The sequence below is a fragment of the Streptomyces sp. NPDC048637 genome, assembly GCF_040650675.1.
GTDB lineage: Bacteria > Actinomycetota > Actinomycetes > Streptomycetales > Streptomycetaceae > Streptomyces.
This window is the reverse complement of the sequence record NZ_JBEZHQ010000004.1, coordinates 409040-430182: the sequence shown is the minus strand read 5'-3', so window position 1 is coordinate 430182 and position 21143 is coordinate 409040. Positions and strand designations below refer to the sequence as shown.

The following is a 21143-nucleotide window of genomic DNA, read 5'->3' as shown; positions in this document are numbered from 1 at the left end:
CTACTCCCAGCGGAAGTATCGTGCAGCCAGCCCGCCGGCCACGATCGTCCACCCCAACATGGCAGCGAGGTGGATCAGCTGCGGCCAGTGCCCGGCGGTGGTGTCCTGCAATGATTGCACGCTGGCGCCGAGCGGCGTCAAGTTGCTGATCGGCAGCAGGACATCGTTCATCTTCGCACGTGGGAGCCACAGGCCGGCGAAGAACACCAGCGGGAAGAACACCAGCGATCCCAGCGCGCTGGCGCTCCGGCCGGTCGGCGCGAGCGCGGCGAGGAGCAGACCGATCGCGAACATCGCCAAGGCCACCAGCAGATAGCTGATCAGATAGGCTGGCAACTTCCGCGGCAGGTCCACGTCGAACGCCAGCCGACCGATGGCGAGCGACCAGCATCGTCACCACGGACAGCACCGTGGCCATCAGGAGCTGTGCGCCGAGCATCACGCCTGGTTTGACCGGAGTGGTCCGAATGCGCCGCAGCACGCCCTTCTCCCGGTAAGAGGCGAACAGTTGGGACAGGCCGCTTAGCGCGTACAGGGCGATGCCCATGGAGACGACGATCGGCAGGTACAGGGTGATCGGTCGCACGTTGCCGAGCTCCGGGCTGTTATCCCGTATCGAGGGGACGAGACCGAGCACGCCGAGCAGGATCGGGGCGAACGCGAGCGCGAAGAATACGACGATCGGCTCGCGGAGGAACAGTTTGGTCTCGGTGGCAGTGAGTCGGAGCAGGGGGGACACTGTGGGACTCCTCAGGATTCGACGGGGCGGCCGGTGAGCGTGACGAATGCGTCCTCCAGCGAGCTCTGCTCGACCTGCAGATCGAGTGAGGTGATCTGGGTGGCGGGCGAGCAGGGCGGTCACGGCGAGCAGCAGGTCCCCCGTGCCGGTCAGGACGATCTGGCTGCCGGCCCACTCGACGGAAGTGACCTCGGGCAGCGCGGCCAGCATGGCGCGGTCCAATGGCCCGGACGGCCGGAACCGAATCCGCTGTTGCTTGTTGACCCTCGACACCAGGCCGGCCGGGGTTTCGATCGCGATGACGCGCCCGGTATCGATCACGGCCAGCCGGTCGCAGAGCCGTTCCGCCTCCTCTATGAAGTGCGTGACAAGCAGGATCGTCACGCCTCGGTCGCGGATGCGCTCGATGAGGCCCCATACGTCGCGGCGCGCCTGCGGGTCGAGACCGGTGGTGAGCTCGTCGAGCACCGCCACCTTCGGGCTGCCGAGCAGCGCGAGCGCGATCGACAGCTGCTGCTTCTGTCCGCCGGACAGTCGGCGGAACTGCGTGCCGAGCTTGCCCGTGAGGTTCAGGATTTCGGCCAGCTCCCGCCAGTCGGCGGCCGGCGGTAGAAGGAGCTGTACAGCTCCAGCGCCTCCCCGACCTTGAGCTTGTCGGGCAGCTCGCTCTCCTGGAGCTGCGCGCCGAGCAACTGTCGCAGCTCACCGTTGTCGCGGTGCGGGTCGATGCCGCAGACGTTTATGCCCCGCCGTCCGGAGTGCGTAACCCCTCGATGCACTCGACAGTCGTGGTCTTGCCGGCCCCGTTGGGCCCCAGGATGCCGAAGATCTCGCCCTACTCGACGGCGAAGCTGACCCCGTTCAGCACGGAGTGGTCGCCGTAGCGCTTGACGAGGTTCTCCACCTCGATGATTGCCATGGCACCAGCCTGGCAGCCGGCACCGGTGCACCGGATCGGCTGGACAACCAAGCCTGGTGCGGGCTGCGGTGGATGCCCGCCATCAACCGATCGGTTGATGCGGGGCAGCCGGGGCCCCAAGGGTTTTCGCCGGGCGGAGCTGCAATGGCGGTATGGGAGTACATGACGGGGCTGCCGGATCCTCTTGAGCGTGAGAACGGGAGAATATCGGCGGAACAGGCCGGCGAGCGGGGCCCGGAGGGGATGCAGCGGCAGTACACCGGCACGACCGGCGAGATCGACAACTGCCGGTTGGGGGTGTTCCTCGCCCACGCCTCCGGCGAGGGAAGGTCGTAGATCGACCGGGCAGCCGGGGCCGGGTGCCGTTCTCGCGGGTGACCGCCGACGAGACCTACGGGCAGGCCCAGCCCTGCGCTCATGGCTGGAGGTCGGCGGCATCCCGTACGTGATGGCCGTACCCCAGTCGTCCCGGTGCGGTCCCCACGGGCTCCGCGAGCACGACTGGTCCATCATCCAACTCTCTGATGGAACCGCCGGTTCGAGGCCGGTGGGCCGTTTCGCCTTCGCCGGAGCTCGGGCCGACGGCGAGCCGGCGAGATTGGGTTCAGGGACCGGCACGACCGGTGGCGGGACGCTCGAGTGGTCGAGAGCACGGAGCGGAAGGACTGTCCGGGGCGGTGTGGGCCTACACCGCCCCGGACAGGGCGCGGCCGGCTAGGGGGGCCGGCCGCAGGATCCGGTGCCCGTGCGCGGGGGACGACACGAGCGCACCGGAAGATCGGCGTGGTGGCCGTCAGGACGGCGGTTCCGACGACGGGTCCAGCGCATAGCGCGTGCAGGCGACCAGGTGGGAGAGGGTCGGCCGGCGGACAAGCCGGCCGAACATGGCGTTGAAACGGTCCCGTCCGTCCTCGCCGACGAAGCGGTCCGCGACGGAGGCCAGCATGGTCAGGAACTCAAGGGAGTTGCCGCCGAGACCGTGGAAGTCGGCGTCGTCGGAGATCTGCTCGGGGGAGCGGCCCAGGATCTCCGCCCAGACTGCGGCGACGGCGGCCGTGAGAGGGGCGTGCCCGTCGGTGGCGGTGTCGATCGTGTCCCCCTGCCGCGGTCGGCGGCGGAACGGATCGGGCAGCGAGCGCAGGTTCACCTTGCCGTTGAGGGTATGTGGGATCTCGTCGACGAAGACCGTCGCCGCGGGGAGCATGTACGGCGGCAGCGTGGCGGCCAGATGCGCGGTGAGCGCATCGGCGGTCACCTCCGCGGCGCGTACCACGTATGCGGCCAGCGACTTGTGCTCGCCCGAGGGCCGCGCTGCGACGACGGCGTCGGCGACAGCCGGGTGCGCCCTGAGCACCCGCGCGATTTCGGCAGGCTCGACCCGGTGCCCCAGGATTTTGGCCTGGTCGTCGACGCGGTCCTCAAACACCAGTTCGCCACCGGGCAGCAGGCGGGCGATGTCCCCGGTGCGGTAGACGCGGGTGCCGTTGGCCAGCTGGACGAAACGTTCCGCCGTCAGATCCGGGCGCCCTCGGTAGCCGCGGGCCAACTGTCCTCCGCCGATGCAGAGTTCCCCGGAGTCGCCCGCGCCGACGAAGCGGCCGTTCGCGTCCAGCAGATGAACCGTGCAGTTGTCCGTCGGCACGCCGATGGGTACCACCGGGCCGGTGTCGGCCTCGGGGTCGAACCGGTGCCGGGTCATCATGATGGTGGCTTCGGTCGGACCGTAGGCGTTGATGATCTCGCAGTCCGGGCCGAAGACCTCGCGCGCCTCATGGGCCGTGGAGGTCTGCAACTGCTCCCCGATCACCACCACCGAGCGGAAGCCCCTGGGCCGCAGGCCGAGTCGGTTGATCAGCACTAGGTGCGAAGGCGTCAGGGTCAGTGCGTTCGCACCGGATGTGGTGAGCAACTCACCCAGCATCGCCAGGTCGATGGCGGCGGGCCGCAGCACGACCGTGCCACCGGCCAGCAGTGGCAGGAAGATGCTGTTGCCCGCGAGGTCGAAGCCCAGCGAGGCCAGCAGGGGCATGCGGGTGTCGGCGTCGATGCCGAAGTCCCGGATCGCCCAGTCGGTGAAGTTCCGCACGCTGCCATGCTCGACCTCCACGCCCTTGGGGCGGCCCGTCGAGCCGGAGGTGTAGATCACGTAGGCGAGTTGGTCCTCGCGTATCTCGGCCTCTGGCAGGTCCGGGTCGGCTGAGTAGTCCACGCCCTCGATGGCCAGCGGCGCGCAGCCGCTGGGGAAGCAGTCCCGCCGGTCGTACGGTCGTTGTGCCAGGCAGACCGGCGCGCCCGCGTCGGCCAGCAGATCGGCGATCCGCGCGTCCGGGTTGCGCGGGTCGATCGGCAGGTAGGCCCCGCCCGCCCGCAACACCCCCCACACCGCGACCATCGACGCCACCGACCGGTCGCCGAGCACCCCGACCACCGTCTCCGGCCCGACACCGTGCTTGCGCAGCACAGCGGCCAACACGGCGGTTCGTCGCTCAAGTTGACGGTAAGTCAGTTGCTCGTCCGGCCCGTCGAGCGCGAGCGCATCCGGCTGCGCATTGGCCCGGCGCAGGAAACGACGCACCACATCGGTGCGGTCCGGATGTACGACGGCGGTGTCGTTGCCCGCCCACCGACGGTGCGCGGCGGGGGACAGCTCCTCCTCGACCCGGTCCAGCAGAGCCTCGATCCGCTCGGCCGTCACCGCCCCGTCCCACCAGGACAGAGTGATCTCTGTGTGCAGGCCGACCTCCAGCAGATTCAGCTCCGGGGCGCTGGTCGGCACCGGTCGGGACAGCATGAACGCGGTACGCGCGGTGAACCCCGGCGCGCTCAGCAACTCGGGCTCGACGCGCCCGGCGTGCGAGAGGCCGGCGTCCGTCGGGAAGGACTCCTTGCCACGGGCGGTCTCGTCGACGGTGGTGATGTATGTGCCGAGTGTGGGCAGCGGAGTGTCGAGCACCTCGGGCGGCGGAACGTTCCGCAGGTGCTCCCTGTCTTTGATACCGCGCAGCAGCCGCTCGTGCACCGCCTCCCAGCCCTCGGCCGAGGCGACCTCCAGAGTGAGGCCCAGCGCCAGGCTCGCCGTGCTACGCACGTCCGGCACCGAATGCCGCAGGTCGACCGGGATGTAGAACGCGGCCGGGCGGTCCTCTTGGATCAGTTCCGCCAGCACGGCCGCCAGCCGTGCCACCACTCCGGGGTGGGTGCCCTGCAGGGTGCGCCGCGCGCAGACCGAGCGGGAGCGGTCGGTCGGTTCGCATGGCCCCATGATCGGGGGTTTGTCGTGCGGCGGCAGAGCCAACTTGTCGGCATCCGGAGTCGCCTCGAACACGTCCCGGTCGCTGACCGGATCGGGCGCGCCTAGGGGCTGTTCCCCGCGTAGCACCCTGAAGACATCCTCAGCCCAGGCCAGGAGGCCTCGTGCGTCCATCACCGCGTGGTGGGCGCGGAACGCCACCGCCGTCCTCTCGCCGTGCACCAACATCACCCGGCAGAACGGCACATCGGGACCCGACAACAGGGCTTGCAGCTCGGGCAGGTTGGCCAGATCGGTGACCCCCGGTCCCTCGGCCTCCACCACCAGCACCGGCGGCGGGGTACCCCCGTCCACCCAGGATTGCTCCTCGTGTACCAGCCGGGACCCCGGACAGACATCGGACGCGACGGCGACGGCCTCGGCGAGCCGAGCCCGGTCGATGGGGCCATCGCCCTCAACCACGACGCTGAGGGTGGGACTGAGCTCATCGGGGTGGGCGAGGAACCACCACTCGGTGGGTGAGATCGGCCGACGGAAGGCGCCGGGGCGCGCCGACGGAGCGGCTTCGGAAACAGGCTGGGGCATGAGGTTCTCGGCTCCTCGGTCGGCCGGGGCAGGCGCGGCAGATCAGTCGAACAGCGGGTACTGCCGCAGGGCGTGCTGGGCCGGACGACTGATCACCTTCGGGCTCCTCCTGAAGTTGCCGACGCCCTGCGAGGGGGGCTGCCGAGCGAGACTATCAATGAGGCCGGGGCGTGTTTCGCTCAGTGCAAACAAGCGGGCCCTGCATGGTCGTTGGGCACCATTCGTGGGTCAGGCCGAGGCGAGGACGGCGCGCAGGTGCTTGCCGTTGGCCATGATGGCAACGCGGAGCAGCAGTAGCCCGCAGATGCCCTGCTCGATCTTCATCCACATCGGGAAAGTGCCGGGCAGGCTGATGATCGCCACGATGGCCACCAGCATGACGATGGATACGATCCGCACCCTGAGGAGCCCCTTCCGGTTGCCGTGTGCCGCACTGGCGGCGAAGGCGTACGTCATCATGCCGCTGGCGACGACGATGGTGCCCCGTACCCACACCGCGTCATTCACCAGCGAACTGTGGTGGCGGAGCAGGTAGATGGCCCCCAGGGTGAGCACGCTGAGCAGGAGGTAGCCCCCGACCAGGCGCTTGATCCCACGAAGTGTCTCCTGAGCGTGCGGATCGGCCACCCGGTTCTTGGTCTTCATGGTGGGCATGAGCCTTTCGTTTCAGGTCGGGTTGTCGCTTCGGAATCACCATCGCAGCGCACCATGTCTGCGGGCATCGACCGGCCGGACAGAGGTCGCGCCTCCTCAGGTGGACCTGCGAACCTACCAGGCGGTGAAGAGAATCCACTGATCAGTTGATTGACAGACATGCCGTTGGCCGGGTAATGGGCGTCTGCAGTTGAACCGGCAGTACGAGTGAGCGCCGAGGACGGCCTGTGCGACGTGCTGACGGCGAAGGACTTCACGGAGGAGAACACCGAAACCCTGCTCGGCGCGGCCCCCGGGTCTCATCGCCGAGCAGGTCTTGCAGATCCGGGCGCACGTGATCAAGTCGGCACGCCTGCCGGTAGCCCGTCCGCGTTCTGCAGGCCGGTGCCCTGACGCTCGTATGACGCTCCCGGGGTTCCGGTGACCGTCGGAGGATCTGTCAGACGCGTCTGACCTGCTGTTTCTCCGAGATCGCCATTGCCGACGTATTTTCGATGACGCATCATGTGGAGTGCGTTGTGGTGCTGGAGAAGGCGAACAAGGGCGCCTGACCTGCGGTTTTTCCCATGCGCATTATGTGCGGTGTGGGCGTTACGGGCGAAATCTTGACGCTGAAATGACGCTTGTGACGCTCATTTGACGCTCGTTCTGATGGCCCGTCAGGCGTGTTGTTGGGCTGGTCAGGGCATCTGAATGGGCTGGGTGGCAGAGGTTTTGACTGCAGGGACGCAGGCTCCATGAGAAGGCCATGACGACGCGAGTGATCGTCTCCAGAGCGCCTCGGCCTGTTCAGGTTGCTGACGCCCTCGCCGGTCGTGTCGGAGGTGGGGAGGCTGGGCCGTGGTGCCGGTATCGCACAACACCGCGGCCCAACGGGTCGACGTGGGCGAATAGTGTTACGGAGTGTCGGGCTGGTCCCGGCAGATCGCGGAGAAGTCGCAGGCGGCGCAGGTGTCGCACCACGAGGTCTTGCGAGGCATGTCGTTCTGGCGGAGTTGATCCCCGGCCTTGGCGATCTTGCCGGAGATGCCCTTCAATAGGGCGTCGTTGACCTCCTCGCGGCTGCTGCGGCTGCCCTCGTCGAGGTTGAGGACCTCGACCAGGTCGGCGCGCTTGCCGCTCAGCTCCTCGTACCCTGCGACGTAGATGTGCAGTTGATCGCGGGTGACAGTCTCAGCCTGGGCGCGCTCCTTGGACTTGAAGTCCACGATGGATCGCTCACCGGTGTCGATCCGGCGGATCAGGTCGATGCGTCCGTTGACCGTCACCCCTGGCGTGAAGTGCACCTCCACCGGCTGCTCGGAGTGCTCGGTGAGGGCCAGTCGCGAGCCGTTTTCGCGGAGGTAACGGCGGACGGAGCGGATGGCTGCGTTGCGTAGCTGTTCCTTGAGCGGATCCGGTGCGAACGGAGCGTGCAGGTGCCGGTCGACGAGCGCCTCCACCTCCGTTGTGTCGACGATGTCGCCCTTCACGGCACGCTTGTGCACCTCGGCCATCACGTCATGGAGCGACTTGCCATACCCGAGTTCCTTCTGCAACGGCGAGTCGAACCCGTACAGGAACCGCAGCTTGAACTGGTACGGACATTCGAATAGGTACTTCAGCTCGCTGAAGCTGAATACGATGTCGGGCGTGTTGGCCAGGGGGGTTGAAGGCAACCGGTTCAGGGTGGACTCGTCGGGCCTGGCAGCCTCCCGGGTCAGGACGTAGGTGTTGCGGGTCGCCTCGGCGAAGAACTGCGACTCCCGCTGGTAGAGCTTGCCCGGCCCGGGAGAGAAGGAGAGAGCGAGGTACTTCTGGGAGCGGGTCGCGGCCACGTAGAAGAGTCGGCGCTCGTCGTCCTCGCTGCCGCGGTAGCGGTCGGCGTCGTTGACGGCGGACTCTGGGACGATGTGGAAGACACCGAGTCCACCCTGCCGTTTGCTGGGGAAGCGGTTGCGGCGCATACAGGGCACGAATACCGCCGGCCACTGCATGCCCTTGGCCTGGTGGACGGTGGCGATCGTGACGGCGTCGGGTCGGGCGTATCCGGCGTCGGCGTCACTCTCCTCGTAGTAGTCGCCGGCCTGGTGCTCCAGCCACTTGGCGAAGGTGGCGAACCGGTCGGGTGGGCTGCTGAGGAAGTGGATGCGCTCGTAGTCACCGATGGCGGTGCTGAATCGTCCCAGGTTGTAGAAGGCGAGTTCGCTGCGCTCACGGCCGACCTCGGCCGTGAGGTGTTCCTCGCGGACGCCGACCTCGCCCAGGAAACGCTGGTAGGTGCCCTGGATTGTGTAGGTGTCCCAGGGCATGCCCTCCGCCCAGCCGCGGGCCTCGTCGAGGATCTTCACGCCGCGCTTCAGGGCCTCCTCGCGGAGCCCGAGCCGGGCGTCCGTCCAGGCGGTGACGACGGCGTCGCCGTCGACGGTTCCGGTGATGTAGTCGAAGCAGGTCTTGGCGGCCTGGACCTCGGGCGTCTGGAACAGGCGGCTCAGGCCCTTGATGATGTAGCGGATGCCCCGGGCGCGCATTTCCGTGACCAGCGGGTCGGCGTCGCCCGACACGCTGCGGAAGAGGACGGCGAAGTCCGAGTACGCCAGGCCCCGTGGCGGCGCGCCGGCACGGTCGCTGAAGGGCAGGCCGATCATCCACTCGATGCGATCGCAGATCCATACGGCCTCCTCCTGCGGCGTACCGAAGGAGACGGCCAGCAGGTCGCCGCGGTCATAGCTCTGGTGACCACTGGCGGTCATCGACTTGCTCAGCCGACGCGATGGATCGATGCCCTCCACCACCCCGCGTGCAAGGTCCACCACCGCCGTGGACGAGCGGAAGTTCTCGTTGAGCGTCACGGTCTTGGCGCTGCTGTGGCGGGTGGCGAACGTCAGGATGTTGTTCACCGCACTTCCGCGCCACTGGTAGATCGTCTGGTCGTCATCCCCCACGACGCACAAATTCGCGCCGAACTGGATGAGGCCGGCGATCAATTGCTCCTGGACGGGGTTGGTGTCCTGGTATTCGTCGACTACGACGTAGCGGACCGTGTCCTGCACGTGGGCGCGCAGATTGACCACGGGTTCGGTGGCCGGCCCTCCCGTACTCGGAGGCGGGAGCAGCAGGTCCGCGGCGAGGCGGAGGATTTCGCTGTAGTCGAGGTAGTGAAGGCGCTGGAGCAGCGCCCGGTAATTGCTCATGCCGGCGAGCACGTCCGACGGCAACTCGGCATGGTCGATCTCGTCCTCTCGGAGCATGCCCAGAACCCGTTGGTAGAGACGGGAGTTTACGTACCGCTTCATCGGGCGGGTCGGCTTTCCCTTGGTGCGGATCTGTGTCGTCGTCAAGCCGCTAACACGGCTGTTGCGGTCGATCAGGACACGAGCCTGCACATCGCTGAGGACGGTGCATTTGAACGTTTCCGGTACCTGGGACTGCAACATGCTCAAGGCATAGCCATGCATGGTGCCGACGAAAAGCTCGGCCAATCCACGGACGTCTCCCAGTTCCTCTCGGACGCGAGAGACGATGCGTTGCTTCAGCTCTCCGGCGGCCCGGTCGGTGAACGTGAAGGCGACAATGTGCCGCGGCTCCACGCCCGGCTGCCGGAGCAACTTCACGACCCGCCGGGCGATGACTTCGGTCTTTCCCGATCCAGCGCACGCGATGATTCCAAGGTGCTGGTCCACGGTGTCGATCGCCGCCAGCTGATTCGAGGTCAGTTGCACCGAGGTGCCTCCACTCGTCACGTCGGGGACCTGCTCCCCGAACGACGAACTGTGTACCAAGCAGCACTGACAGTCAGTTCATCACTCCAGCACCTTCTCTGTCACTAGTTCGAATTTTGCTTGGTGCGCCTGCCGGGCAATCGGCCTAGTGAGCTCGGATTATTCCCATCGGAGACGCATAGGTCGACTCACTCCAATGTGGGTGCATGTTCGAAATTCATCTCTGTTGAGTTCGATGCGCCTGACGGGGTGATCACGCAAGCGGCTGGGACTGGGGGGGGCGGTGGGCGCTGCCAGGATCCGGTAGAACGCCAAGACGTCCTCGATTGCAGCGGCGCGAATGCGTTGAAACAGCGAGTTCGAGGAACGGGTCGTAAGTCCTTGCGGGCATACGGCTGAGAACGCGGCCGGGTAGTGGTGCGGGCGACGCGGTGTCGACCGTATCGTCGGCCTTCCGGACGTCCGAGAGATCGTCGTACAGCGCAAGCGAGTGCCGGGAAATGCGAACGAGGGGTCAGGAAGGCGCTGTTATTAGAAGAACCCCCACTCCATCGCTACCCAATAGGCTCTGACCTGTGATGTTCTCGGCCGCTGACGAGGTGTCATGGATCTTGTGGGACGCATGTGGGATGGGCGGGGATCTGGGACTCGTGGAATGCGGATGATCTGAGCGGGCTTATGCAGGGTCTTATGCCGCCTTCGCGACTCGGAAGCGTTGGGTGGAAATAAACGTGCCTCTCTTCGGCGTTGTCGCTGTCGAGTCAAGGAGGGGAAGGTGTCGGGCCTGAAGCTGTTCCACACGACGACGAGCGGTGTGACCGAGGTCGTGCCGCGTCTCGCCGAGGTTGAGGCGGATGTGCAGGACCTCATCGAGGCGCACATGGAGACGATGCTGGGCGTGAAGTTCCTGGCGAGCGAGTACGTCATCGACTGCGGTGACGCTCCCGGCCGGATCGACTCACTGGGGGTCGACGAGAACAACGCGCCCACGGTGATCGAATACAAGCGCGACAGAGACGCAGGCGTGATACATCAGGGCCTCTACTACATGGCCTGGCTGATGGACCACAAGGACGCCTTCCGGAACCTGGTCCGCGACCGTCTCGGGGCCCCGGCCGCGTCCCAGATCCTGTGGAGCAGCCCCCGGCTGATCTGCGTCGCCGGCGACTTCACCCGTTACGACGCGCACGCCGTACGTGAGCACCGGCGCAGCATCGACCTGGTCCGCTACCGCTTCTTCGGCAATCACCAGATCGGCCTTGAGACCGTGGCCTCCGTCACGGGGCACTCGGCCACGACCAGGCGGGGCCGCCGGCGCGCGGCCGGGCTACCGCCTGTCCGCAGGCAGGCCGGAGCCCTGGCGGAGCTGGCGCAGGCGGCCGATGAGGTGCTGCTCGGCCTCGGGGACGGCATCACCCGCATCCAGCGCAAGCAGTACGCGGCCTACCAGCGGCTGCGGAACTTCGCGTGCCTCTGCCCGCCGCAGCAGACCAAGCTCCTCGTCTACCTCAAGGCCGACCCGAAGTCGGTCGACCTCGTTCCCGGCTTTACCCGCGATGTGACGGGGGTCGGTCACCACGGCACGGGTGACCTGGAACTGCAGCTGCGCACGGAGCGGGACCTGGAGCGTTCCCTGGAGCTTTTCCGCCTCAGCTACGCCGCGGCGTAGCAGGCCAGCCGACGGGCACAGTCGTGCGTGGCCGGATGGCCGACGCGTTGTACCCCGGAACTCGCCTAGTCAAGCGAAGGCGCGCTCGCAACCCGACAGGTCTTGTCCAGGCCGGAGCCGTGCGGAGGCCGCGTCGGGCGGGCTTCGGCGGTGGTTCCGCGTTTGCGTACCAGTCGCCCGTATGTGTCGAAGCCGTAACCACGGTCTGTGCGACGTGCCGCCTGGGCGGCTGCCAGGGCATGAACGTCGGGCTCATGCGGGTGTGGCGCTGGCACCGTCGGTGTGATGGCAGACGTCGATGTGTGTTGTCAGTGGTGACTTCTATGTTCGTCTCGGTGATTCAAGTTCGAGGTGGATCGGGGTAACGCTGTATGGCTGTTCGGAAGTTGTTTGCCCACAGCCGCAGTTGGGCTGGTGTGCGGCACTCGCTGGAGGAACATCTGCGGGGATCGGCTGCTCTGGCAGGGCGGTTCGGTGAGGTCTTTGGTTGTGGGGAGCTGGCTGCGTACCTTGCTTTGATTCACGATGTCGGTAAGGGGACGTGCGAGTGGCGAGACCGTCTTCTGGCCGTCGAACGTGAGGGCGGCGGACGGGTGGGGGTGGGGCACAAGCATGCAGGTACGTTTCTCGCCGACAAGTACACGCAGTTGCCCTTCGGGGCGGTGGTCTTCGGGCACCACGGTGGCATGCCGGATATGGAACAGCTCAAAGACGAGCTGCTGCGAGCGATGGCAGGCGGCGACGAAGCGCAGCGGGTGGCGGAGGCGATCCGTGCTGTGGAGGCGGTGGTGCCGGAGATCCACCCCGATCCGCGGCCAGCGCTCCCGACGTGGCTGGGGGCGCCCTCGGGGCAGGGGCGCCTGGGGCTGGATCTGTTGGTGCGGATGCTGTTCAGCTGTGTGGTCGACGCGGACTTTCTCGACACCGCGGCGCACTTCGGTGGCGCTGGGCTACGCCTGCGTGAGCCGGTGGATATGACGGCGTTGGTCGAGCGTTACGAGGTGCGGCGGGCGAAGTTGCTGGCCGACCGGGAGCCTTCTCCCGTGGATGCTCTGCGGCAGAGGGTATACGAGCAGGCGTGCGTGGCTGCCTCGGGACAGCCGGGCGTGTACGTGCTGCATGTGCCGACCGGCGGTGCCAAGACCATGGCTGCGGGGGCGTTCGCGCTGCGGCATGCGGCAGCGAATGGTATGGGCCGGGTGATCCTCGCGGTGCCTTTCATCTCGATCACTGAGCAGAACGCCGCCGTCTACCGCCGGTTGCTCGACCCCGACTCGTCCTCCCCGGAGGAAGCCGTTGTCCTGGAGCATCACAGTGCCGTGGATCTGGACTCAGAGGAGCGTTTGAAGGGCCTGACAGATGAGCAGCGTGCGGAGCTCCAGGCGCGAGCCCACACGGCGCGGCTGGCGGCGGAGAACTGGGACGCCCCGTTTGTGGTGACCACTACGGTGCGGCTGTTCGAGTCCCTCTTCTCGCACAAGCCGTCGCAGATGCGGAGGTTGCACCGCTTGGCCGGCTCCGTGATTGTGTTGGATGAGGTCCAAGCTTTGCCCGATCGGCTGCTGATTCCGATCCTGAGCGTCTTGCGGGGCTTGGTCGACCACTTCGGGGTCACCGTGGTGCTGGCGTCGGCCACTCAGCCCTCCTTCTGGAGGCTGCCCACGTGGGAGGGGCTGGAGCGGCGGAACATCGTCGACGATCCGTCCCGGCTGTTCGAGGCGCTGCGGCGAGTCGATTACGAATGGCGAACGGGCGATGATGTGTCCTTGGAGAGCATCGCGGCCGAGGCGGCCGAAAACGAGCAGGTGCTCACGGTGGTCAACACCACGAAGGATGCCGCACGCTTCCACCGCCACCTCGATGAACACGTTGCACTCGGCGCCGAAGTGCTGCATCTGTCGACTCGGATGACCGCTGGCCACCGTCGCGAAGTAATCGCCGAGATCAAGGAGTTGCTCGGCACCGGGCAGCCCGTGCAGGTGGTATCCACCAGTCTCATCGAGGCTGGGGTGGATCTGGATTTCCCGCGGGTGTACCGCGCGTGGGCGCCGGCGGAGTCACTGCAGCAGGCCGCGGGACGATGCAACCGCGACGGCCGCCTGCACCGCGGCACCGTCGTCATCTTCCGACCCTCCGACGGCAAACAACCACGCAGCACGTCCTACGATGCTGCCTTGAACGCCAGCGGCGCCCACTTCGGGCATGACCGGTCCGCTCCGGACGACCTGGAAGCCCTTGAGCGCTACTACCCCCTGCGCTACTCCCTCCAACAGGGGACCCCCGATTCAGGGCTCGGGGCCGAAATCGAGGACCTGCGACGCCGCCTCGACTTCCCCAAGGTCGACCGCAGCTTCCAGATGATCGAAGACGCCCTGAGCGCACCCGTAGTCGTCATCCGCCGGGAGACCGACAGAGAAGCCATTGAAACGGCCATCGCGCGACTTCGGGACACCGCCCGCCCTTGCGGCCCTGAGGTGCTTCGCAGCCTGCAGCCGCACACCGCTTCCCTGCCGCGCAGTGAGGCGGAGGCGGCCCTGCGCTCGGGCCTGGCGACGCCCATTACCGGCGGCCTGTTGCTGTGGGAAGGGGCGTACCACCCACAGCGTGGACTCGACCCGGACGCTCCCGAGGACCGGAGCGCATTCAATTACTGATGAGTGTTCCCCTTGGGCGCACCTGTTCGCGGTTGGCAGGGTGGTCTGCGTAGGACGTGGCACCATGGGTCGGAGCCGCCCCGCATGGCGGCCAATGCTCATGTTCTCCGGTAGGCCAGGAGACGGCGGTTCGCCGCCAAGGGGAGCGGCGGTCGGGCCTGGGGAGCCTCGGTGATGGCCGCCGTCGAGTCCGGTCACACACGTAATGGGGCGTGCTGCTAGGGCAGTTGTCTCAGCATGGCGGTCGCCTTCCTCGGCCGAGGGTCGCAATCATGTCGGTGGATGGGTGCTGCTCTGCACCACCAGGGTCCGCACCGGTGAGGGGCGGGGCTGTCAGCCCCGCCCCTCACCCGTGCCCCCCATCGAGCGAACTTCATCTCGAACACTCTTCACACAAGCTACCCATGGCCCAGCATCGCTTCCGACCGCACTGAACACTGGTAACAAAGCAAAGACCAATCCACCGACATGGAAGCTGCAACTGGAGGTGCCATGACCGCAATTACCTTGATCGAACCCGACAGTTCCGTGGTCACCGTGATCCTCGTCGTCGTGCTCGTGATCCGTCGACGTGCGGTGCGACTCCTTCTGCAGGTGGCCTGAACTGCCCTCATACACGGCGGTGTTGCCGGTTTACGGCCGACAGCGCTGCCGTTGTCAGTGGCCGCCGATACGGTTCGCAGTCGAGGTGGTGCCAGCGGCCAAGCAGGCGGCGGGCCCGCCAATGATGTTGTGCTGGGAAGGAGTTGAGGGTGGAGTCGGACACCACAAGGCGCCTCGGTCTGGCCGAGCGGCGCGGCAACGACGGCTGGGTCTATCCGGACTTGGTGGTGGAGGTGGCAGGTCCGCTGGCCTGCTTCACCCGGCCCGAGCTGAAGGTGGAGCGGGTCTCCTACCCGGTGATGACGCCCTCTGCGGCGGCAGGGGTGCTGGAGGCCATCTACTGGAAACCGGAATTCCACTACGTGGTTCGGGCGATCGAGGTGCTCAGGCCGATCGAATGGACGTCGATCCGCCGTAACGAGGTGAAGTCGGCGATTTCAGCCGCCGAGGTGGCGTCACTGCGCAAGGATCCGCAACGGCGCTACGACGTGGAAAGTGACCGCGATCAGCGCAACACCATGCTGCTGCGGGATGTCGCCTACCGCATTCGCGCTCAGGTGAAGCCTGCGGCGCACAGCCAGGGCGTGCCCCCTGCCAAGTACCGGGAGCAGCTGCGCCGCCGTGTGGACAAGGGGGCCTGCTTCTCCCAACCCTTCCTTGGCTGCCGTGAGTTCAGCTGCTCCTTCGGTCCCGCTTCCGATGCCCCGACCATCGACAGGGACGAAGAGCTGGGAGTGATGCTGCACTCCATCATCTATCCCAAGCACGGCCAGGGCAGCGGGGAGAAATACCGCTGGTTCCGCGCTCAACTCATCAGCGGGGTACTCAACGTTCCGGCGAAGCCTCTGGACGACAGCCAGGTTGCACTGCCCGGCGTCGGGACGCGGACGCCCGCGCGGGGGAAGTGACCGCATGTTGCTGCATCGTCTGACGGAGTACGCCGACCGAGCAGAGAAGCTGCCGCCACCGTACTACCGCATGAAGAAGATCCAGTGGGTACTGCGCGTACACGCCGACGGCACGACCGCCGACCTGTACGACCAGCGCCTACCCAAGGGGTCCAAAGAAAAACCACTGCAGACGCCAGCTCCGTATGTCTACCGATCGGGGAAGCTCCCGCCGCCCTCCCTGCTGGTAGACACAGCCCAGTACGTCCTTGGGGTGGCGAAAGTCGCGACCGACGGCAGTGTCAGCGACGCCGCCATCCAAGAGGCCCACCGCCGCCGGGACGACTACCGTGACCTGCTGCTGTCCTGGGCCGAACGCCACCCCGACGACCCGGGCGTCAGCGCGCTGGCCACATTCGTCTCCTCCGGCGGCCTGGCCCGGGTGAAGATCCCGCAGGAGTTGAACTCAACCGACACTGTCGCCGTGATGGATGCAGACTCCGGGTGGCTGCACCTTCGACCCTCCGCGCAGGAGGCGTGGGCGGCGCAGGTCCGCGCACGCAAAGCCAACAGCGGCATCATGGGCGTGTGCCTGGTATGCGAGGGCGAGGGCGCACTGCTCACCACCATTCCCGAAAGCATCAAGTCCGGTGCCATCCCCACCAGCGCAGTGGGCCGCGACGCGCAGTTGGTGAGTATCAATGCCTCAGCCCACGGCCGCGGCGGCGCCCTACAACTGGTCAACACGCCCATCTGCGAAACCTGCGGCTCCCGATCCATGGCCGCCCTCAACCTCCTGCTCGCCGACGACCGTCACCGACGGCGCGCCGCACAGTCGGTGACGGTGTGGTGGACCCGCCAACCCGCCGACCCACTCTTTGACACCCTGGACCATCCCACGCAGGAGACAGTCGCACGGCTTGTTGATTCCCTGCACGCCTGCCCCGACCCGATCACCGCTGAGCGTCTCGACCCCAACGGCTACTACGCGCTCACCCTCGCCCTGAACAACGCCCGGGTGGCCGTCCTGGACTGGCTGGACACCACCGTTGGGCGGCTGCGCAACCACCTCGGCGCCTGGTTCGAAGACCACAAGGTCTTCGACGGGTGGACCGGCTCCTACCGCTACCTGCCCCTGTGGCACCTCGCTCTGGCATCGGGCCGCTGGGACGACAAGGCCGGCAAGTACGTCCCCCGCAGCGCACCCCGCGGCCTGGAAGACGAACTGCTGCACGCCGCCCTGACCCGCGGACCAATGCCCGCCCGACTGCTGCCACACCTGCTCCAACGCATCCGCGCCGACCACCGTGTCGACGTCCCCCGCACCGCCCTGCTGCGCCTGACCCTCCACCCCAACCGCACCGACAAGGAGCAAACCGGCCCCATGCCCCGCCTGGACGACACCAATCAAGAGCCCGGCTATCTGTGCGGCCGCACCTTCGCCGTACTGGAAGCCATCCAGCGCTCAGCACTGCCCGAGATCAACGCCACCATCGGCGACAAGTTCTTCGGCACCGCCATGACCGCCCCCGCCGCAGTCCTCACCAACCTGCGCAATGGCGCCAACGGCCACCTCAAGCGCCTACGCCGCGACAAGAAGGGCACCTACTACGCCCTGGACGCACGCCTGGCCGACGCCTTCGCAGCCCTTGCCCACATCGAAGGCGGCATCCCCGTACTCCTGAACACCCGCCAACAGGCATGGTTCGTCCTCGGCTACGAACAACAGCGCGCCGAGGACAACGCCGCCCGCGCCGCCCACAAAGCCGCCCAGGAACAAAAACAAGCCGAGGCCGACAACACCGAGAGCACCGACGCCCCCGCCTAAAGCCGTCGCACACCCAACCGGCCCCACAACCTTCTTCACGACTCAGGAGCAACAGCACATGACCACAGCGCACCTCGACCCGAACCGCAAGATGGACTTCGCATTCCTCATCGAGGCCCGCGACTCCAACCCCAACGGCGACCCCGATGCCGGCGGCATGCCGCGTACCGACCCGGTCTCCGGCCAGGGCCTGATCACCGACGTCGCCCTCAAGCGGAAGCTCCGCAACACCGTTGCTCTCCTCAACGAGGACGCCAAACAGCCCGGCTACGACATCTACGTCGAGGCCGGAACCGCCCTCAACGCCCAACACGAACGCGCCTACGCCCCCGACGCCCTGGGCAACAAAGCCAGCCAGCTCGATGCCCGCCAGTGGATGTGCCAGACCTTCTTCGACGTCCGCATGTTCGGCGCCGTCATGACCACCGGCAAGAAGGACAAGCAAGCCGGCCGCGTCCAAGGCCCCCTCCAGCTCACCTTCTCCCGCTCGGTAGACCCCATCACCCCGCTCGAATACGGCATCACCCGCGTCACGCCCACCAAGCAAGAGGACGTCGACGCCGGAAAGAACACCGAGATGGGCACCAAACACATCGTCCCCTACGGCCTCTACCGCGGCGAAGGCCACTTCAGCGCCCCCCTCGCCGCCCGCACCGGCATCACCACCCAGGACCTGGAGATCTTCTGGCGCGCCTTCACCCTCATGTTCGACCACGACCGCGCCGCCGCCCGCGGCGAACTCAACCTCCGCGGCCTGTACGTCTTCACCCACGACGACAAGTACGGCAAAGCCCCCGCCCGCCAGCTCCTGGACCGCATCACCATCAAGGGCCCCGGCGACGCCACCGCCCGCGCCTTCACCGACTACCAACTCGATATCGCCGACACCGACCTCCCCGCCGGCGTCAGCCTCATCCGCCTCATCGGATGAACAACCCAGCCCTCCAAGGCGGCGGACGGGAGGACCAGGCCCAGGCCCCCCTCAAACCCTCGGTATCACCGAAGCGCAGCGACACCGAGACGATCTCGTCCTGTAACCCCACCGCTTTGGAACCACAAACACACACACGACACGCGAATCACGCCGAAGCAGAATGACCTCTTTGCGCATCTCTGCTGTCGCCTGCCGGGTAACCTCTTGGCCCCACCGTCGTGCCTTCCGCTGCTCAGGCGGCGTGGCGGTCGTCCTCCGGGGCGACCGAGGATCGCAACCACGTGCGTGGGGTGGCAGTGTTCCCCGCGGACCGGTGGCGGTCGTCCTGCGGGGCGACCGAGGATCGCAACGCCTGGGACACGTCGTTGGCGTTTGTCGCGCGGGCGGGTGGCGGTCGTCGTCCGGGGCGACCGAGGATCGCAACGACTGGCTGGGCCGGGCGGAGCTGACGTACTCCCAGGTGGCGGTCGTCCTCCGGGGTGATCGAGGATCGCAACACGTGCCCCATCATCCGCGTGGATCGCGAGGTGGGGGGTGGCGGTCGTCCTCCGGGGTGACCGAGGATCGCAACCGGAGAAGTGGGCGGCGGAGCAGACGGAGCGCGAGCGTGGCGGTCGTCCTCCGGGGCGACCGAGGATCGCAACGAGAACCCGCAAGACAAGGGCTACAAGGACGGCGACGTGGCGGTCGTCTTCCGGGGCGACCGAGGTTCGCAACGACCCGAAGAAGCGGGCCCGCACCAAGTGGCTCGGCGTGGCGGTCATCCTCCGGGGCGACCGAGGATCGCAACTACCCGCGCGAACTCGCCGCCCTCGTCCATGAGGAATGTGGCGGTCGCCCCCCGGGCGACCGAGTATCGCAACGAGGACGGAAGCCACGCGGCCACCGCGCGGATCACGGTGGCGGTCGCCCCCCGGGGCGACCGAGGATCGCAACAAATGGATGGGCGGCGGATTGGCAGCGATTTTGCTGGTGGCGGTCGCCCCCCGGGGCGACCGAGGATCGCAACCGGTCGAGGCCGACCCGCACGAGCAGATCGCCGCGTGGCGGTCGTCCTCTGGGGCGGCCGAGGATCGCAACATGATCGGCGTCACCAACGCCGGCAAGGGCCACACAGTGGCGGTCGTCCTCCGGGGCGACCGAGGATCGCAACGGGAGAGCCCCGTGCACGGCCTGCCACGGGCCGATGAGTGGCGGTCGTCCTCCGGGGCGGCCGAGGATCGCAACTCCAACATCGACCGGATCAACGCGGACCGCGCCCGCGTGGCGGTCGTCCTCCGGGGCAACCGAGAATCGCAACGGCCGTGGCGGGGTGGTCCCGGCGGGTGGCCGGCTGGTGGCGGTCGTCTTCCGGGGCGACTGAGAATCGCAACTTCAACCCACCAGGGTCTCCGTACGAGGGGATCACGGTGGCGGTCGTCTTCCCGGGCGACCGAGGATCGCAACCACAGCGGCATCACCAGGCAGTCCAGCCCGGCATGTGGCGGTCGTCCTCCGGGGCGACCGTGGATCGCAACGTCAGGTCGACCTGGTTGGGGTCGCCTACGAGGGAGTGGCGGTCGTCCTCGGGGCGACCGAGGGTCGCAATAACTACCCGGAGAAGGCAGGTCAGTTGGCAACGGCGTGGCGGTCGTCCTCCGGGGCGACCGAGGATCGCAACCCTGACACTGCCATGGCGTCCACCACCCGCGGCAAGTGGCGGTCGTCCTCCGCGGCGACCGAGGATCGCAACAAGGCCGCTGCGTCTGCCGTTGCGCCACCCGGGCCAATGGTGGTCGTCCTCCGGGGCGACCGAGGATCGCAACTTCTGGTTCAGGGGGTGGTCAACGTCCAGACCACCCGTGGCGGTCGCCCTTCGGGGCGACGGAGGGTCGCAACGGCTACGGGCACAGCAAGCCCCGGCCCAGCTACGCCGTGGCGGTCGTCCCTCCGGGGCGACCGAGGATCGCAACATGTCGCTGTTGCAGTGGCCGAGGCCGAGCGTGTGGTGGTTGTCGTCCTCCGGGGCGGCCGAGGATCGCAACACCTCGGCGGCGCCGGCCAGGCGGCGCAGCAGCGGGAGTGGCGGTTGTCCTCCGGGGCGACCGGTGAGCGCAACGTGACAACGTCGATGATGCTGGACGTACAGACCTCCGGTGGCGGTCGTCCTCCCGGGCGGCCGAGGATCGCAACAGCTCAGAGCCGTACTCCAGGTCGGTGAGCGGCAAGGGTGGCGGTCGTCCTCCGGGGCGACCGAGGATCGCAACTTCTGGTTCAGGGGGTGGTCAACGTCCAGACCACCCGTGGCGGTCGCCCTTCGGGGCGACGGAGGGTCGCAACGGCTACGGGCACAGCAAGCCCCGGCCCAGCTACGCCGTGGCGGTCGTCCCTCCGGGGCGGTCGGGGATCGCAACCTCGGTGGCGGCGTTCTTGGCGCCATGGTGGCAGTGTGGCGGGCATCCTTCCGGTTCGCTGGGGGCATGTCCCGCCAACACCGCATCTGTGGGCGCCTGCCGGCAGGTGCCGTCGCTCTCCCCGGGCGGTCGAGGGGCACGGGTGTCCCCATGGCCGGCCGGGACATCAGCGAGCAGGGGAGTGGCGGTTGTTCTACTGGGCGACCGAGGATCGCAACAGCGCCTCCCGGGACTGCCCGGCCTTGGCGTCCAGGTGGCGGTCGTCCTCCGCGGCGACCGAGGATCGCAACCAGATCTTGGTGGTGCCGTCCGGCATGAGATCTGCCG

10 protein-coding genes, 2 pseudogenes and 1 CRISPR repeat array are annotated in these 21143 nt (G+C 67.4%); of the genes and pseudogenes, 6 read left to right on the top strand and 6 right to left on the bottom strand.

From position 1 onward, the window contains the following. Positions 1-375 carry an ABC transporter permease gene (locus AB0C46_RS09270; protein WP_362827029.1) on the bottom strand — a complete coding sequence of 125 codons (375 nt, stop codon included), beginning with the start codon at positions 373-375 and terminating at the stop codon, positions 1-3. A gap of 375 nt (positions 376-750) precedes the next feature. After that, positions 751-1658 (bottom strand): annotated as a pseudogene (locus tag AB0C46_RS09265) (ABC transporter ATP-binding protein). A gap of 150 nt (positions 1659-1808) precedes the next feature. On the opposite strand from AB0C46_RS09265, the pseudogene AB0C46_RS09260 reads away from it, so the two are divergent. Beyond that, positions 1809-2085: pseudogene (locus tag AB0C46_RS09260) on the top strand (hypothetical protein); the annotation flags it as partial. Positions 2086-2451: 366 nt separating this feature from the next. Here AB0C46_RS09260 and AB0C46_RS09255 read toward each other — a convergent pair. From AB0C46_RS09255 to AB0C46_RS09245, 3 genes are all read right to left on the bottom strand, one after another. Further along, entirely contained in the window at positions 2452-5493 is a 3042-nt protein-coding gene (locus tag AB0C46_RS09255; RefSeq protein ID WP_362826980.1) for a non-ribosomal peptide synthetase, read from the bottom strand. A gap of 228 nt (positions 5494-5721) precedes the next feature. After that, positions 5722-6147 carry a hypothetical protein gene (locus AB0C46_RS09250; RefSeq protein ID WP_362826979.1) on the bottom strand — a complete coding sequence of 142 codons (426 nt, stop codon included), beginning with the start codon at positions 6145-6147 and terminating at the stop codon, positions 5722-5724. Between the two features lie 896 nt (positions 6148-7043). After that, positions 7044-9809 carry an ATP-dependent DNA helicase gene (locus AB0C46_RS09245; RefSeq protein ID WP_362827027.1) on the bottom strand — a complete coding sequence of 922 codons (2766 nt, stop codon included), beginning with the start codon at positions 9807-9809 and terminating at the stop codon, positions 7044-7046. Between the two features lie 814 nt (positions 9810-10623). On the opposite strand from AB0C46_RS09245, the gene AB0C46_RS09240 reads away from it, so the two are divergent. The 5 genes from AB0C46_RS09240 (at position 10624) to cas7c (ending at position 18420) form a co-directional block, all read left to right on the top strand. After that, positions 10624-11517: a DUF5655 domain-containing protein gene (locus AB0C46_RS09240; RefSeq protein WP_362826977.1), complete on the top strand. Its 894-nt coding sequence runs from the start codon at positions 10624-10626 to the stop codon at positions 11515-11517. Positions 11518-11888: 371 nt separating this feature from the next. Continuing rightward, positions 11889-14171 (top strand): CRISPR-associated helicase Cas3', encoded by a 2283-nt coding sequence (gene cas3 / locus AB0C46_RS09235; protein WP_362826975.1) that lies wholly within the window; start codon positions 11889-11891, stop codon positions 14169-14171. 752 nt (positions 14172-14923) lie between these two features. Next, complete coding sequence (gene cas5c, locus AB0C46_RS09230) at positions 14924-15682, top strand: type I-C CRISPR-associated protein Cas5c (protein ID WP_362826973.1); 759 nt, start codon at positions 14924-14926, stop codon at positions 15680-15682. A 4-nt stretch (positions 15683-15686) separates the two neighbouring features. Next, positions 15687-17489 (top strand): type I-C CRISPR-associated protein Cas8c/Csd1, encoded by a 1803-nt coding sequence (cas8c, locus tag AB0C46_RS09225; RefSeq protein WP_362826971.1) that lies wholly within the window; start codon positions 15687-15689, stop codon positions 17487-17489. A 58-nt stretch (positions 17490-17547) separates the two neighbouring features. Beyond that, a complete protein-coding gene (gene cas7c / locus AB0C46_RS09220; RefSeq protein WP_362826970.1) occupies positions 17548-18420 on the top strand; it encodes a type I-C CRISPR-associated protein Cas7/Csd2 in 873 nt (290 codons plus the stop codon). A gap of 244 nt (positions 18421-18664) precedes the next feature. Beyond that, positions 18665-20816: direct repeats of the CRISPR family, unit length 37 nt; unit sequence GTGGCGGTCGTCCTCCGGGGCGACCGAGGATCGCAAC. Between the two features lie 193 nt (positions 20817-21009). Here the strand turns inward: cas7c and AB0C46_RS09215 are convergent. Then, positions 21010-21132, bottom strand: a complete 123-nt coding sequence (locus AB0C46_RS09215) for a hypothetical protein (RefSeq protein ID WP_362826968.1) — start codon at positions 21130-21132, stop codon at positions 21010-21012. Positions 21133-21143: the final 11 nt, after the last annotated feature.